Origin of the sequence: uncultured Planktomarina sp. (genome assembly GCA_943788425.1) — a bacterium.
In the GTDB taxonomy this organism is placed as follows: domain Bacteria; phylum Pseudomonadota; class Alphaproteobacteria; order Rhodobacterales; family Rhodobacteraceae; genus Planktomarina.
The window spans coordinates 17,579-32,884 of sequence record CALSQF010000007.1 but is presented as its reverse complement, the minus strand read 5'-3'; the positions used below and the strand labels follow the sequence as shown (position 1 = coordinate 32,884).

At 51.7% G+C, this 15,306-nt stretch carries 16 protein-coding genes and 1 tRNA gene; 12 read left to right on the top strand and 5 right to left on the bottom strand.

Translation table 11 applies throughout. The annotated features are described in order from the left end of the window. The 10 genes from ABLW18_RS08590 to ABLW18_RS08545 form a co-directional block, all read left to right on the top strand. Positions 1–884 (top strand): tripartite tricarboxylate transporter substrate-binding protein (locus ABLW18_RS08590; RefSeq protein ID WP_347824409.1); only part of this gene is annotated, 884 nt, incomplete at its 5' end. A gap of 65 nt (positions 885–949) precedes the next feature. Further along, on the top strand, positions 950–1,681 hold the full coding sequence (locus ABLW18_RS08585) for a gamma-glutamyl-gamma-aminobutyrate hydrolase family protein (RefSeq protein ID WP_347824408.1): 732 nt from the start codon (positions 950–952) through the stop codon (positions 1,679–1,681). Beyond that, a complete protein-coding gene (locus tag ABLW18_RS08580) occupies positions 1,671–2,906 on the top strand; it encodes a cytochrome P450 (RefSeq protein WP_347824407.1) in 1,236 nt (411 codons plus the stop codon). Before ABLW18_RS08585 ends, ABLW18_RS08580 begins: the two co-directional genes overlap by 11 nt. A gap of 1 nt (position 2,907) precedes the next feature. Further along, positions 2,908–4,185 carry a glutamine synthetase family protein gene (locus ABLW18_RS08575; protein ID WP_347824406.1) on the top strand — a complete coding sequence of 426 codons (1,278 nt, stop codon included), beginning with the start codon at positions 2,908–2,910 and terminating at the stop codon, positions 4,183–4,185. Between the two features lie 152 nt (positions 4,186–4,337). Continuing rightward, positions 4,338–5,567 (top strand): Tm-1-like ATP-binding domain-containing protein, encoded by a 1,230-nt coding sequence (locus ABLW18_RS08570; RefSeq protein ID WP_347824405.1) that lies wholly within the window; start codon positions 4,338–4,340, stop codon positions 5,565–5,567. A gap of 215 nt (positions 5,568–5,782) precedes the next feature. Continuing rightward, on the top strand, positions 5,783–6,580 hold the full coding sequence (locus ABLW18_RS08565; RefSeq protein ID WP_347824404.1) for an Asp/Glu racemase: 798 nt from the start codon (positions 5,783–5,785) through the stop codon (positions 6,578–6,580). A 99-nt stretch (positions 6,581–6,679) separates the two neighbouring features. Continuing rightward, positions 6,680–7,834 carry a cystathionine beta-lyase gene (locus ABLW18_RS08560; RefSeq protein ID WP_347824403.1) on the top strand — a complete coding sequence of 385 codons (1,155 nt, stop codon included), beginning with the start codon at positions 6,680–6,682 and terminating at the stop codon, positions 7,832–7,834. A gap of 275 nt (positions 7,835–8,109) precedes the next feature. Beyond that, the gene (locus ABLW18_RS08555; protein WP_347824402.1) at positions 8,110–8,415 is read left to right on the top strand and encodes a hypothetical protein; all 306 of its coding nucleotides are present in this window, start codon (positions 8,110–8,112) and stop codon (positions 8,413–8,415) included. Positions 8,416–8,505: 90 nt separating this feature from the next. Continuing rightward, complete coding sequence (locus ABLW18_RS08550) at positions 8,506–10,041, top strand: deoxyribodipyrimidine photo-lyase (RefSeq protein WP_347824401.1); 1,536 nt, start codon at positions 8,506–8,508, stop codon at positions 10,039–10,041. Positions 10,042–10,219: 178 nt separating this feature from the next. Then, positions 10,220–11,203, top strand: coding sequence for an FAD-dependent oxidoreductase (locus ABLW18_RS08545; RefSeq protein WP_347824400.1), 984 nt, complete (start codon positions 10,220–10,222; stop codon positions 11,201–11,203). Between the two features lies 1 nt (position 11,204). On the opposite strand, the gene tsaD is transcribed toward ABLW18_RS08545, so the two are convergent. From tsaD to tsaE, 4 genes are read right to left on the bottom strand one after another with little or no spacing between them, the layout of a single operon-like run. Further along, complete coding sequence (gene tsaD, locus ABLW18_RS08540; RefSeq protein ID WP_347824399.1) at positions 11,205–12,197, bottom strand: tRNA (adenosine(37)-N6)-threonylcarbamoyltransferase complex transferase subunit TsaD; 993 nt, start codon at positions 12,195–12,197, stop codon at positions 11,205–11,207. Beyond that, entirely contained in the window at positions 12,190–12,819 is a 630-nt protein-coding gene (locus ABLW18_RS08535) for an L-threonylcarbamoyladenylate synthase (RefSeq protein WP_347824398.1), read from the bottom strand. The genes tsaD and ABLW18_RS08535 overlap by 8 nt, the downstream gene beginning before the upstream one ends. Continuing rightward, on the bottom strand, positions 12,816–13,469 hold the full coding sequence (locus ABLW18_RS08530) for a hypothetical protein (protein WP_347824397.1): 654 nt from the start codon (positions 13,467–13,469) through the stop codon (positions 12,816–12,818). Before ABLW18_RS08530 ends, ABLW18_RS08535 begins: the two co-directional genes overlap by 4 nt. Next, positions 13,460–13,909 carry a tRNA (adenosine(37)-N6)-threonylcarbamoyltransferase complex ATPase subunit type 1 TsaE gene (gene tsaE / locus ABLW18_RS08525; protein ID WP_347824396.1) on the bottom strand — a complete coding sequence of 150 codons (450 nt, stop codon included), beginning with the start codon at positions 13,907–13,909 and terminating at the stop codon, positions 13,460–13,462. The genes ABLW18_RS08530 and tsaE overlap by 10 nt, the downstream gene beginning before the upstream one ends. A 126-nt stretch (positions 13,910–14,035) precedes the next feature. Here tsaE and ABLW18_RS08520 point away from each other — a divergent pair, with 126 nt between their 5' ends. Both ABLW18_RS08520 and ABLW18_RS08515 read left to right on the top strand, forming a co-directional pair. Next, complete coding sequence (locus ABLW18_RS08520; RefSeq protein ID WP_347824395.1) at positions 14,036–14,224, top strand: hypothetical protein; 189 nt, start codon at positions 14,036–14,038, stop codon at positions 14,222–14,224. Further along, complete coding sequence (locus ABLW18_RS08515; protein ID WP_347824394.1) at positions 14,184–14,963, top strand: TIM barrel protein; 780 nt, start codon at positions 14,184–14,186, stop codon at positions 14,961–14,963. The genes ABLW18_RS08520 and ABLW18_RS08515 overlap by 41 nt, the downstream gene beginning before the upstream one ends. Positions 14,964–15,146: 183 nt before the next feature. Here ABLW18_RS08515 and ABLW18_RS08510 read toward each other — a convergent pair. Next, a tRNA-Thr gene (locus ABLW18_RS08510) sits at positions 15,147–15,221 on the bottom strand. Positions 15,222–15,306 lie beyond the last annotated feature (85 nt).

Sequence of the window (15,306 nt, the reverse complement as noted above, 5' to 3'; positions counted from 1 at the left end):
TGCCTGCCCAGGCCGAATACCCAACGACACCGGTACAATTTGTGGTGCCATGGCCGCCGGGTGATTTTGAGGATATTCTCACACGGATGATTGCCGCCAAAATGGAAGAAATGACGGGCGTCTCAGCTTCGGTTGTGAACAAACCTGGCGGCGGCGATGGGCCATTTCCGGGAGCTTTAGAGGTCCTCAATGGTCCTGCAGATGGCTCCATGGTTGGGTCTTTTGTGATTGGTGTTCCAATCGTTGGGCCCATTATCGATATTGGAATTGAGGAAGATAGTTTCACACCCGTTGGGATTTTTCTCACCTACCCCTTTGTTCTGGCGGCCTCCGGAGATGCCCCTTATGGCAATATGGCTGAACTGGCTGCCCATGCCCAAAACAATGATGTGGTTCTTGGACATTTTGGAGCGGGTCTGACCCCAACCAAAGCCTCTTTCGCCGCTGCGAAGAAGATGGGATTTGAATTTGCAGATGACAGCGCCTTTGACATGTTGGATTGTAACACTTTGTCGTCGGGCGATGCAGATGTTGTGAATACGACCCTAGCGTTGATTGAACCCTGTTTGGATGAGATCAATATTTTAGCAAATATTGGATCAGAACCGATCGCTAAATTGTCAGGCGTCGAAACCCTAGCGGCCCAGTCTGGGATCAATGATCTGGAGCTTTGGAACGGCCTATTTGTGAAGAAAGGCACGCCACAAGAGGTTATTGATAAGCTTGATGAAGTGGCCGCTGCGACCATGGCAAGCGCCGAGGCACAGGCTTTGATGGCCGAAACCGGTGCAAGGGTCTATTGGCAAGATATGGCAGCCTCGCAAGAACGTATCGAAGCGGATCGCGCAAAGAACGCTGAATTGGGCGCAATTCTCAACGATTAATAAATTATAGATGGGCGTGCAGGCGCCCATCTAACCGTTTGGAGCGCTTCATTTGGAGAGACTGCATGCGCCGAATTAAACTTGGTATCTTGCAAACCAACCATGATAAATCTGTTGAGGTGGGTGATGCTTTTCCAGATGACGCGCACCGGTTCCGCGACCTTTTTGATTTGCAAGATGAGCGCTTTACCTATCGAATATACATGACGATTGGCGGAGAAGTGCCTCAGGATTTGGATGAGCAAGATGTCTATATGATCACTGGGAGCCCTCTGAGTGTCCTAGACCAGCATGTGTTCACCGATGCCCTATTGGATTTCATTCGTCGCTGTGACGCAGCAAAAAAGCCTCTTTTGGGCGCATGTTTTGGACATCAGGCCATTGCACTGGCGCTCGGGGGGACCGTTGAGAGATCAAGTCAGGGGTATAATGTCGGTGTCGAAGACACACGGTTTCATGAAACAAAAGACTGGATGGTGCCGCCACGCGACAGCTTGCGACTTTATGTATTTCATGAAGATCATGTGACGCATCTGCCCGAAGGCTGTACGCTTTTGGGCTCAAGTGAAAATTGCAAAATCGCCAGCTTTGCAAAAGGCGATCATATCATCACCACCCAAGCGCATCCTGAATTTACCTACGACTTCATGGCGTGTTTACTACGATTTACGGAGGGTAAAATGCCAGCCTCCGCCACAAAAAAGGCATGGGACAGTTTGGCGCTCGACCAGGATGGATCTGTTTTTGGCGCGTGGGCGACAAATTTTTTCAAGAAAGCTTTGGGCGATGCACGATGATGGATATCTGAACCTGCTCAGACACGACAGCTTTGCTGGTGGCGTGCCACACAAGACATTTGCGCGTCTGCGCAAAGACGACCCACTGCATTGGAATGAAGGCGATGCCGACACCAAAGGCTTTTGGAACCTCACACGACATGCCGATATCGCTTTTGCGAATAAGGAAAACCAGATTTTCAGTTCCGCTCAGGGTATTCGCCTGGAAGACCAAAGCCCCCAGGAATATCTGGCGCGCCGGACATTTCAAGAAACGGACCAACCTGAGCACACCGCGGTTCGGCGCCTTGTGAACCCCAATTTTGCCAAGCCGGTTATGGGTGGATTTGAGTCAGTGATCCGCGAGTTGTCCGCAAATATCGTTGATAAAGCCCTCAAAAATACTGAATTTGATGCGGTGGAGGCGATTGCCAAACAGTTGCCTATGTTAATGCTCGGCCGTATTTTGGGTGTTCCCAATGAGGACTTGGATTGGCTTGTCGAAAAAGGTGATGCGCTGATCGGCAACTCGGATCCTGATTTTACGGAACATGTCATCGACCAAGTGGACACCAGTGCCTACCGAATGATGCCGTTTCGCAGTCCGGCAGGTCTTGAACTTTACGACTATGCCAGCGATTTATTGTCCAATCGACGCGCGCTTGCCCAAGAGGGAATTTTGGCAAAAATTGCACGAGATGAGACAGGTTTAAATGAATTGGACTTCAAGAATTTTTTCTGTCTTTTGGTGGCAGCTGGCAACGACACGACCCGATATTCAATCGCGATGGCGCTCAACCTCTTGGCCCATAACCCCGATCTCATTGCGCAGCTGAAGACAGGTAAATTCTGGGACAGCTGCGCAGATGAATTTATCCGATTGGCCTCCCCAACAATGCATTTCAGGCGCACCGCCACTCAGGATTGTGAGCTGCATGGAAAGACAATCCGCGCAGGGGACAAAGTCCTGTTATGGTTTGTTTCTGGCAGTCGTGATGAAGCAGTTTTTGAACATCCAAATGATTGCATCTTGGGGCGATCTCCAAATAGGCACCTGGCCTTTGGACAGGGTGGAATTCATGTGTGTTTGGGAATGCATTTGGCCAAGCTTGAAGTGCGAATTGCGATCGAAGAGCTGGTTAAGCGCGTCGCATCATTTGAGGCAACCGAAGCCCCGACCTGGACACGATCCAACTTCATTTGCGGCGTAAAACAACAGCGCGTCCGTGTCACAAAGGTAACTTAAAATGACCCAGGAGATGTCCCGCACCCGCGTTATGTTTAATGATATGTTGAATTTACCACGGGGAAAATATGTTCCAACGGACGTGGCAGCCGGCGGAAAGGTTGGCTTTGCGCGTGGGGCTTTTGCTGTCTCCTATGACCGAGATTTGTTACCAGTGCCTGGCTGCGGCGTTTACGATGGCCTGCCTGATATGGAGCTCATTTTGGATGCCGAGCGACGCAAGGGATGGCAGGTGGGCACGGAAATTGCGCTGGGCGATTTACATGTGGATGACAAGCCGTTTGGACTTTGCCCCCGATCAGCGCTCAAACGTGCGGTTAAAGATTGGGAAGCCTTAGGATTATCTCCAATGGTTGGTCTCGAGACAGAGGCCTACATTTTTCAACGTGACCAAGATGGCGTTTGGCGCCCCTATGACACGCCTGGAGCTTTTGTTTATGGCACTGGCCCGGAGAATGATCCAAGGGGCGTGATGGACGATATTTGGGAGGCGGCTCATCAAGCAGAGATTCCAATCGAAAGCATGAATGGAGAATATGACAATGGGCAGTTCGAGCTTACTTTGCGGTTCGACCATGCGCTTAAAGCCTGTGATGACACCTTTCTAATGAAGACATTGGCAAGAGAAATCGCCCTGAAAAAAGGGCTTTTGCTGACATTTATGCCAAAACCAGTGCCGGATCGTGGTGGATCAGGGCTCCATGTTAATTTCAGTTTTTTGAACAAAGACAACCAAAACCAGATTGCACCAACTGGCGTTTTGTCAGACCTTGGACAACACTGCATCGCAGGGCTGATCCATCACCATGAGGCGCTCGCGGGCCTGCTTGCAGTGACTGTGAACAGCTATGACAGATTGGCCGCTGGCAGCTTGGCTGGGTATTGGGCAAATTGGGCAGAAGACCATCGCTTGGTGACCACACGTTGTTCAACAGGGTCGCCCAAATCGGCGCGTCTTGAACATAGAATGGCCGATTGTGCGACAAGCCCCTATCAAGCTGTGGCCGCTGTATTGCAAGCTGCGCGCTTAGGCGTGGCGGGAAGTCTGCCACTGCAACCAGCTGAAGATTTAGATGGGTTGGAAAACGTGCGGGAGCGGCGCCACATTCCATCAGGTTTAGACAAATCCTTGGAGGCCTTGGACAAAGATGTGATGTTGCGTCAAGCGGTTGGCGAGGCCTATTGCGATGGGCTGCTCTACCTCAAGCGAGATGAGTTCAAGCGTCTCCTCAACAAAAGTGTCGACGAGATCCGCGACTTTTATTTACCATTTGTTTAGAATGTCCCGTCTCAAGCCATTTTTGAGTGAAGGTTTGGGGATTGGACACGGCAGCCCCGGACCCCGTGACATTGGCTCCGAAAAATCCTTGCATAAGATTGATAAATGTTTCCTTCTGAGACCTAAGTGGATCAAACCGTTGGGGCTGTGCAATGATGAACAAGACCATTTTGGTAATTGGCACCTATGACACCAAAGATGACGAGTTAGGATTTTTGGCCGAAGTGATCCAGGCGCAAGGTGGTCAATTGGTCACCATGGACGTGTCTGTGTTGGGTGACCCATCCAAGCCAACAGATTATTCCAAACACGATGTTGCGCAAGAAGGTGGAAGTTCGATCGAAGCGGCTATCGCTTCGGGTAATGAAAACCAGGCAATGCAGATTATGGCCACAGGAGCGGCGTTGTTGGCAGCGCGATTGTTCACCGAAGGCCGATTTGATGGGTTAATTGTCCTTGGCGGTACAATGGGGACAGACCTTGCGTTGGATGTATGTTCCGCAGTGCCGCTTGGGGTGCCGAAATACATTGTGTCCACGGTATCCTTTTCGCCACTCATCCCAGCGGAACGGTTGGCAATCGACACGCAAATGATTTTATGGGCCGGGGGGCTTTATGGCCTGAATTCCGTATGCAAGGCGTCCTTAAGTCAAGCAGCAGGCGCCGTTCTGGGCGCAGCACGCGCGGTGCAAATGCCAGATCCGGATAAACCCTTGATCGGGATGATGTCGCTGGGAACCTCTGCGTTAAAATACGTCATTCCGCTGAAGCCTGCGCTTGAAGCCCGTGGTTTTGAGGTCGCCGTGTTCCACGCAACCGGTATGGGGGGGCGCGCATTTGAAAGCCTCGCGGGACAGGGGGCGTTTGCTTGTGTTTTCGATCTTTGCACACAGGAATTGGGCAATCATGTGCACGGGTCCAATATATCTGCTGGAGCGGATCGTTTGACCAATGCCGGCTTAAATGGCACCCCGCAAATCGTGGCGCCGGGATGTTACGATCTTGTTGATGTCGTTGGTTGGCAACCTTTGCCAGACAAATGGTCAGATCACTTGAAACACGAACACAATCGCTTACTGACTTCGATTGTCTTAAATGATGATGAACGCCGGTTGGTGGCGCGTGCGCATAGCGCGCAATTGGCCAAAGCAACCGGGCCGGTGGCCATGCTATTGCCTGAGAAGGGTCTGGGCGAATGGGACCGAGCGGGTGCTGATTTACACAATCAGGCCGGACTAAACGCGTTTTTGCTGGAACTGGAACATACTCTGCCAAGCAACGTGGTTGCGCAACGGATAAAATGCCACATCAATGATGCGGAATTTGCGGACAAAGCACTGGAAATTTTTGACGCCTGGCGCGCAAAAGGCGTCATCGCGTGATTGACACGCGAGAAGAGCGCACAAATCGAAAATCCTTTGGAAGCCGCCACACAGTCACCTTGAGCATATTCGGCAAAGCCAGTTGATCGCGTTCTTTTCGGCAATGCCAGCGCAATTTCGCATTTCAAAAACGAGCCCCCTTTATTGAGAAAAAGATTGTTTTTGAGTCCGCAGCCATTGCAAGCTTTGCGCCATAGACCTTGAGGAGGTACAGCTTGCCAAATTCCACATCCGAAACTCGAGAGGTTACGCAACTTGATTTCAAGACAGATCTCGGCGCGGGTGCGCGGGCGCGGATTGGGCTGTTGGTACTGGAATCTGATCAAACTATGGAATGGGAGATGCGGCAAATGGCCGATCTTCCAGGGGTTGCACTCTATCACGCACGGCTCGCCAATGAGGTGAAGGTAACGCCAGAGACGATGGTGCAAATGGAGTTAGAAATTCCGAAGGCAGCAGCGCTTTTGCCAGGTTATCTTGGTCTCAAAGCTATTGGCTATGGCTGCACTTCTGGAAGTACGGTCATTGGAGAGCAGCGGGTTTGTGATCTGATTCAAAGCCATCATCCCACTGTGCCAACCAGCAATCCCTTGACCGCTGCAAAAGCTGCGCTCAAGCAATTGGGGATCAAGCGGCTTGGTCTTGTGACCCCCTACCGTCCTGATGTCACAGAATTGATGCAGGCGCGCTTCGAAGAGGCTGGCATCGTCATTCAATCGGTTGGCTCCTTTTACCAAGAGGATGATAGGGTGGTGGGACGGATCACGCCCGATGCGATCTTAGACGCGGCACTTGCGGTTGGCCGACATCATCTTGTGGATGGTGTTTTTATTTCATGCACAAGCCTACGTGCGGCCGGCATTATCGGGCACGCAGAAGCGGCACTGGGCAAACCGGTGACAGCCAGCAATCATGCTTTGGCATGGCATTTGTTGCGACTGGCTGGGATTCGTGATGAAGTCACAGTCCTTGGACGATTGTTTCACGCGCAGCTTTCGAACCAAGAAACCTAAATAGGTTGGTGCTTTAGGTTTTCACGCAAAAGCCGTGGTTGTATCGGATTTGATGGGCCTCGCAGAAGGTGTCAGATTACATAAAAGTAAGGAATAGAAATGGATTGGCGTACAAAATTATTGAACCCTTCCCCCAAGGCGCGACAGGATTATCGCTCACTTGCCACACCCGTCTATCGCGGCTCAACCGTTTTATTTCATGAACAATCAGTTGTTACAGATGACTGGCAGCAAGCCGAGCATGGCTATTCCTATGGGCTATATGGAACACCGACGACTTTGGAATTGGCGGCACGAATTGCGGAGCTTGAAGGGGCATCGGAGACCTTTATTGTGCCAGGGGGACAGGCGGCGATCGCGCTGATCTATTTTTCCTATTGCCAAGCCGGCAGCCATGCCTTGGTGCCGCATTCCGCCTATGGGCCGAACAAGGCAATGGCAGAAGGCATCATGCGAGGTTTAAATATTGAAGTCGAAGCCTATGATCCCCTAATCGGCGCTGGAATTTATGGGCTGATACGCGAAAATACAAGCCTCATTTGGTGCGAAAGCCCCGGCTCCGTGACGATGGAAGTGCAAGATGTGCCCGCGATCGTTCAAGCCGCCCATGCCCATGGCGTTGCTGTGGCCTTGGACAATACATATGCGGCGGGTGTCATGTTCGATGCATTCGCTCATGGTGTCGATATCAGCATGCAGGCGCTCACAAAATACGTTGGCGGTCACAGTGATCTCTTGCTTGGCTCGGTTTCTGCGCGTGACAAACAGGCCTACGATAAGCTTGGACCAATCTATCAGCAGCTGGGCCTCGCCGTATCACCCGACGACTGCAGCTTGGCTTTGCGCGGGTTGCAAACGCTGGCTGTCAGGTTGGAGGTATTGGAACGAAACACCCTTGAGATTGCAAACTGGTTGGCCGATCACCCTCTGGTCGCGCAGGTGCTCCATCCCGCACTGCCCACTTGTCCAGGGCATGCTGTCTGGGCGCGCGACTTTAGCGGATCAACAAGCGTTTTTTCCTTCATATTTAAGGAAACCATTGCGGCCGATCGTGTTGTGGAGTTCATCAATCAGCTGCAAATTTTTAAGATCGGAATGAGTTGGGGTGGCGTCAACAGCCTTGCAGTGGTTTATCCAGATTTACAACGCCCCCATCACGATTATGGAGGGCGAATTGTCCGGCTCAATATTGGCCTTGAAAAGGTAGAGGATTTGACCGGTGATTTGGCTCAAGCCATGGCGACGTTAAGCTAATCGATAAATCCGAAAAAAACGGCTGGACCCGAAAGCCCAGCCGCAAAGTTGCACATTTACTCAGGGAGAAGAAATGTTACACCAATTACGCCGTCCTGATGCTATTGGATCACTTAAATTTTTATGTGGTCATATTTGAGGATCACACTATCTCATCGTCATGCAAGGGAGATGGTGTTTCACTATACCGAGACCGTGGCGAGGAGTTTGGCAGTTCAATCCCCCATCTGCCTAAAGCTTTAATATGGGATCCCTTGCAGGGGGACTTTACGTCTATGGCAAATCCAATTTTTACCTACAATAACGCCAGCGCCACTTGTGCGCTTTGCGATCGTACAAAAAATCCCCACCCCGATTATAGCCATGAACCTATCGTTACAACGCGCATAAAACTCCATCGAGGAGATCAAAAGCTCTGCATTAACTGCTATTGGGATATCGCTGCAGTCGCCAAAAACTCCCAAACAAAGCTACAAGATATCGTCAGCGAGAAACTCAATATAAGGCGACTAATGAGAAAAAACCTTCCCGATATCTCTGAGCGCGAACTTTGCGAACCCAATGATCCAAGCGAAGATTAAATGCGTAAAACCGGATGTCGAATTGCCAGAGATAAAAACTAGTTTGACAAGATCAATGCACCCAAATCCTGTACCAACCAAAAGTTTCAAATGTCACAAAAACACAACATAATTTGGTTCAAGCGCGATTTAAGGGCCAATGATAATGCTCCCCTCCTCACTGCTTCACGCCAAGAGGATCCCGCCATTCCTCTATATATAGTCGAGCCGGATCATTGGCTCCAACCGGATGCATCGCCGCGCCACTGGCACTTTATTCACGACTGTCTGTGCGATCTAAACATCGAGCTGCAAGATTTGGGGCAAGAGTTGGTCGTTAGGGTTGGAAGTGCCGTAGACATCCTAGCACAGCTTCACTCAGACTATAATATTGGCACGCTATACACCCATGAAGAGACGGGAAACCTTTGGTCTTATAGACGAGATATTGCCGTGCAAAATCTCTGCACTGATCTCGGTATTCGCCTAGAGACCAGCCCAACAAATGGCATTGTGCGAAGACTCGGCAATCGCGATAACTGGTCAAGTATCCGAAACAAACGCATGGCGGAATCCCTTCATCCAAAACCAAATGCCCTACAAGCAGTCGAACGCTGTCAATCAGATCCATTGCCAACCAAATACGATCCGATGTTTGGAAAACTGCCAATTGGCCAGGTTCAAAAAGGCGGTAGAATTCAGGCTATAAAGGATCTAAGAAGCTTTCTTAATGATCGCTCTCGCGGTTATCTTTCGCATATTTCCGGGCCCAATAAATCTGAATTTTATTGCTCCCGCCTATCCACTCACCTCACTTTTGGAACACTGTCTGCCCGAGAGGTCAGCCAATCGATTGCAAAACGGCGTGCACAATTATCTACGCAAGAAAACAAGAGTTTTGGGCGCAATCTGCGCGCCTTTGAATCACGCTTAGCCTGGCGATGTCATTTTATTCAAAAGATTGAAGACCAGCCAGAAATTGAGACGCATTGCATGCATCCTGCCTTTAAAAATCTGCGCGAAGCCACGCATAATCCCGCGCATTTTCAAGCCTGGGCAGATGGGACTACAGGTTTTCCCTTTATCGATGCCTGCATGCGCAACCTCATCGCGGAAGGGTGGATCACATTTCGCATGCGCGCCATGCTCGTAAGCTTCGCCAGCTACCAACTTTGGCTCGATTGGCGCGTCACGGGGCCTCATTTGGCGCGCTTGTTTACAGACTATGAACCCGGCATCCACTACAGCCAAATGCAAATGCAATCCGGTGTCACGGGGATTAATGCCATTCGAATTTACAACCCGCTCAAACAGTCCAAGGAGCATGACCCAAACGGCGTTTTTATTCGCAAGTGGGTCCCAGAACTTAAGGAAATTCCGGACGATTATGTTCACGAACCTTGGAATTTCACACCAAATCTTATTGCGTCCAGCCGTTTTAGACTTGGGCAGGATTACCCGGCCCCGATCGTGGATAATGTCACAGCAACACGGGCTGCGAAGCAAAAGATTTTTGACATCAAAGATGGGCCAGGATTTAAAACCGCGGCAAATACTGTTTTCGTCAAATTAGGAAGCCGCAAGGTCCAGTCACGCAAGGCGCGCAAAGCAAAACCAAAAACCGATGGCCAGTTGTCTCTTTTTTGAAGCTCGATGATATGAAAATGAATGCTCAATATGCGCACAACAGTCATTCTTTGCGTTCTTTAAGGGTCCCTATTCTTCCGCCGATATTGATATAATGGCGTCTCGCTATATTTCATCTGAAAGCAGCTTGTGACTTTAAACTGGCCTGCTGCGACAGGTGAAAGGTATTGGTATTGTTATGTTAAACATCGCCGTCATTGGCGCCGGGCTATCAGGTCTTACGGCGGCAAACATCTTGAACACACATGCCAATGTGACCGTATTCGACAAGGCCAAGGGACCAAGCGGTCGCCTCGCAACGCGACGCGCCGACCCCTACAATTTTGATCATGGCTGTCAATTTTTCAGCGCAAAATCCAGCACTTTTAAAGAATTCTTAGCGCCCATGCTGCGCCAAGGTGTGATCAAGCCCTGGAATGCAACTTTTGTTGAAATTGAAAATCGCCAAATTACCAAATCTCGACAATGGGATGCGCAGACCCCTCATTATGTCGGATCACCAAGTATGAATGCTGTTGGGAAATTCCTGAGCCAGGAGCTGAGCCTTGTTCTTGGTACAGCTGTCACCGCAGTTGAAAAAACCCCAAAAGGCTGGGTGTTAAAAGGTGAGATCGGTCAAAATTTGGGGCAGTTTGATTGGGTTGTTTCGGCTATTCCTGCGCAGCAAGCTGCCCAATTATGGCCGGAAGATACGTCATTTAACACCAAAGTAAAATCGGCCAAAATGAAGGGGTGTTTCACTCTCATGCTGGGCTTTGAGGCCAGATTACCACTGGATTACCAAGCCGCTTTGGTGCGCGGCGAAGATATCAGTTGGATTTCTGTAAACTCTTCCAAACCGGACCGTAACTCTGCGACCTCCCTGCTGGTTCACTCAACCAATGGCTGGGCGACACAGCATGACGGTTTGGATCGCAATGAGGCTCTGCAGTACCTACTAAAGCAGACAAGTTTGGTGATGGGTCAGGACGTGAACCATGCAGATCACAAGGCAATTCACCAATGGCGCTACGCAAATTGCAGCAAACGCACCGGCGAAACCCATTTCATAGATCATGCGTCTAGAAGTGGGGCTTGCGGAGATTGGCTCATCAAAGGGCGCGTTGAGGCTGCCTTTACCAGTGGGTATTATATTGCACAGGATATCTTAAGCCAGCTGTAAGTCAGACATCAACCAGACGCAGATTTGGTTTTGGCTCCAGATTTTGAGGGGCGTTGTGGGCGATATAGTCCCATGTGGCAAGCGCGATCATGGCGGCATTATCCGTTGCCCATTTTTGCGGTGGCAGGCAGAGCGAGACACCTGTCTCCTCACTGATCTGCTGCATACGCGCGCGCAGCTGCCAGCTTGCCGCCACACCGCCAACCACGGCCAAAGAAGCGGGTGCCTTTTGCGCGATCGCACGGCACAGCTTGGCGCCCAATACGTCCAAGCAGGCATCGACAAAGGAGGCCGCCACATCATCGATCGCAAAGTCAGGATTGGTTTCCACATGACGCGCCACGCTGGATTTCAAACCGGAGAACGAAAATTCGTAACCTGATTGAATCATCGGACGCGGAAATTTTATACATGCGGTGCCAGAGGCTGCCATACGGTCAATCGCCGGACCGCCGGGCATTTCCAGCCCAAGGGTGCGGGCCACCTTATCATAGCATTCCCCCACGGAATCATCCCGGGTTGTGCCCAAAAGCTCATAGGAGTGTTGGTCTTCAAGATAGGCCAAAAGCGTATGGCCACCCGACACCAACATGACAAGCGCCGGATAGGTGAGACGCTTTTGTTCTAAATCCACACTGCGGATATGCCCGCGCAGATGGTTCACCCCATAGCAGGGCAATGCCCAAGCCATGCTCAAAGCCTGTGCGGTCGACACGCCTACCAAAAGCGATCCCATGAGGCCCGGCCCGCGCGTAACTCCAATGGCACGAAGATCCAGACGGCCCGCGCCGGCCTGTTTCATGACAGCTTCAACGGTGGGCAAAATGGCTTCGAGATGCGCGCGGCTGGCCAATTCGGGATAAACACCGCCAAATTCCGAATGCACCTCATATTGCGAAACCGTTTTGATCGCAGCAATTTGACCGTTTTGATCCACCAAGGCGACAGAGGTGTCATCACAGGAGGTTTCAATCCCCAATACCAAATCACCCATGGCACACCTGCATGTATTGGGCCAGTTGCGCCTGTGATATCGCGCCCAAGCGCTCAATCACAGCGGGAGATCGGGTGCAATTGATGAGAGTTGATGCTACATCCGCACCGGCCGGTCCCTCCACCACCCAATCGGGTGCGCCCATCAGTTGCGCAAGCACTTCAGATGCTTTCGCCGGTGTGGGATGGCCGGCACGATTGGCACTCGTCACCAACAGCGGGCCAACCTGACGCAAAAGTTTCAGCAAGAGCGGAGCATCCGGAATGCGAAAGGCTATTTCGCGGCGACCCGCGAGCCAGTCTGGGCAAATTTGCGGATCAATCTCTGCCGCAATCGTCAGTGCCCCCGGCACAAATGGGCTGGCCAGGGCCTGCTCGATCACGGGTGTGAGAATTACGCCAAGATCGGCAAGCTGTGCAGGCGAAGCAACCATAATCGGTAGGGCCTTGGCACGAGGTCGATCCTTTAAAGCATAAAGGCGATCCACACCGGCCTGCATATGCGGCAAAGTCGCAAGCCCCAAAACTGTGTCCGTTGGCAAAAGCACCACGCCGCCGGCGCGCAACGCCTCCACGAGGCGCGGCAGAGCTGTCAGATCGCTGGACAAAGATCCCCCGCTCATTGTGCCGTCACACTTAAGTTTTCAGAGATCGGAAACACGCGTGTGCTGCGCGTGGATGTTTGATATTTTTCCAACCCCAGGGCTAAAAAACAGTCCATAGATGCAGTGTTTCCCTGTGACATCGGCCAGATCTCATCAGGTGCGTTCTCGTCATTGGAGAAGGCAAACTTCCCAGCGAAATCCGCGATATCTCTATGCGCCCGCACAAAATCTTTGACCGCGACAACATCCGCAAACGTAAAATGTGACAACAGCCCAGCTTCAAATTTTCCAATATAGTAATTTGGGCGCGCCGCTGGACGAATACATACCACCGGCCGAAGCCCACTCGCCGATACATGGCGGCCAATCAGCTCAAAGGCATGCAGACCGATAACCGGGATAGAAGCGGCAAAACCCAAGGCATTGGCAAAGGCCACGGTGGTGCGGGTCGCGCCCAACCCCCCAGGCCCAATATCGACGAATACACAATCCACATCTGACATCGTCTTGCCACTTTGATCCAATCCCGCTTGCACATGGGCCTGCACATTTCGCAAGCCCACCAAACCAGCATCAAGCGAGCTGTCGAAGATGAGCTGGTCGCCATCTCCTAAGCCTACAGCCATTTGACCGGCAGAATTTTGCAACAAAAGCGACATCATAGCCATCCACGCAAACACCTTTTTTGAAACTGCGCCAAAAGACGATGGGCCCGCTGCCCGAAAGCGCCAAACTCCAAATCCCGCGCGCCGGCCTGCTCATGAACGGCGGTGAAGGTAATGTGCAGATATGCGTCAAACGCCTCCTGAATCCGCTCGCCCCATTCGATGACTGAGATGGATGTGTCAATTTCTTCTTCAAGCCCCAGATTGTGAAATTCCTGCGCGTCAGACAGGCGGTAAGCATCCACATGCATCACATTGCATCTCTTTGTCTGGTAGATATTAGCGATCGTGTAGGTGGGGCTGGATATATCGTCCTGCGTTCCAAGCTCTTGGACCAGATGGCGGGTGAAAAAGGTCTTGCCCGCAGCCAAGCCACCCTGCAACAGCACCACGTCGCCCGGCCCGAGCAACTCCGCCAGAGATGCGGCAATATCTGCGGTCATTGCCTCAGTTTTGGCAGTAAGACGCCAAGGCACCGGTACAGCACTTTCAAGGTCACAAACAGGGGTCACGGGGTCTATTCACCACTACGAGGAAGATCGCGCCCCTTTTACGGAGTGTCGGCGGCAATGAAAAGCCGCTACGTGACCGGCGGATCGCAAAACCTGGCATTTGGCAAGATGGCTTGCGCCAGCTTCGCCACAGCCCTAATCTACGCCCCATGGCGCGTGCCACCCTCATTTTCATCAGGGCCAAGCGGAAATTTGGAGCATCAGCATGGTGACATTCTCAGCCAACCTTGGCTTTCTTTGGGCTGATCTGCCTTTACCCGCCGCAATTCGCGCCGCCAAAGCCGCGGGATTTGACGCCGTGGAATGCCATTGGCCTTACGCCACGCCGCCGACAGAGATCACAGCCGCTTTGAAGGACACAGGGCTTGAAATGTTGGGGCTGAACACGCCGAAGTCTGCAGGCGGCGTTGGCCTGTTTGGCCTCAGCGCCCTACCGGGACATGAAGCTCTGGCGCGGGCGGTTATTGACCAATCTTTGAGTTTTGCCGCCGACATCGGAGCGCGCAGCCTGCATGTGATGGCAGGCATGGCCTCAGGAGCTGCAGCTCAGGCAAGCTTTTGCACAGCGCTCTCCCATGCATGCCATCAGGCTAAGCAAGTTGGCATGATGATTTTGATCGAACCTCTCAACCGCTACGATGCGCCGGCATATTTCCTTAACAGCTTGGCGCAGGCAGAAGAGATTATCACATCCGTCAATTATCCAAACCTCAGATTGATGTTTGATTGCTATCATGTCGGCCGTACCGAGGACGATGTCATCGCCCAATTGCGGTCGCGCCTCCCCCTCATCGGCCACATTCAATTTGCCTCCATACCCAACCGCAAAAGTCCCGATCAAGGCACTTTGGACTATACGGAGGTTTTCGCCGCCCTAGACAGGCTCGGTTGGAACCGCCCCTTAGGCGCCGAATACCAACCCGATGGGGCAACCAGTAACAGTCTGGATTGGATGAACAAGTACAAGCCTAAGACCTCTGCATAACGCCATTTCAACAAAGAATTGAGGGCAGCGCTTGCCGGGGGGCAAGCAGGTGCAGCCCGGTCTTGCCACCGGGAAAAGTGCTATGACTTGGTGGCTAGATTATGCAGAGGTCGTGATTATATGGCCCATTCAGGAAAATAAGTATATCATTTAAAATAATTTTAGTTTTCCTGGGGAGTCGAATGGTGCTGTGAGAGAGGATTGAACTCTCGACCTCACCCTTACCAAGGGTGTGCTCTGCCACTGAGCTACCACAGCATCTGATGGGCGATTTAGACAGTCTTGGGCCTGGGCGCAAGTCCAAGAATGGGCAAAATCTGCAGAATATCGCTTGTAGCCTTGG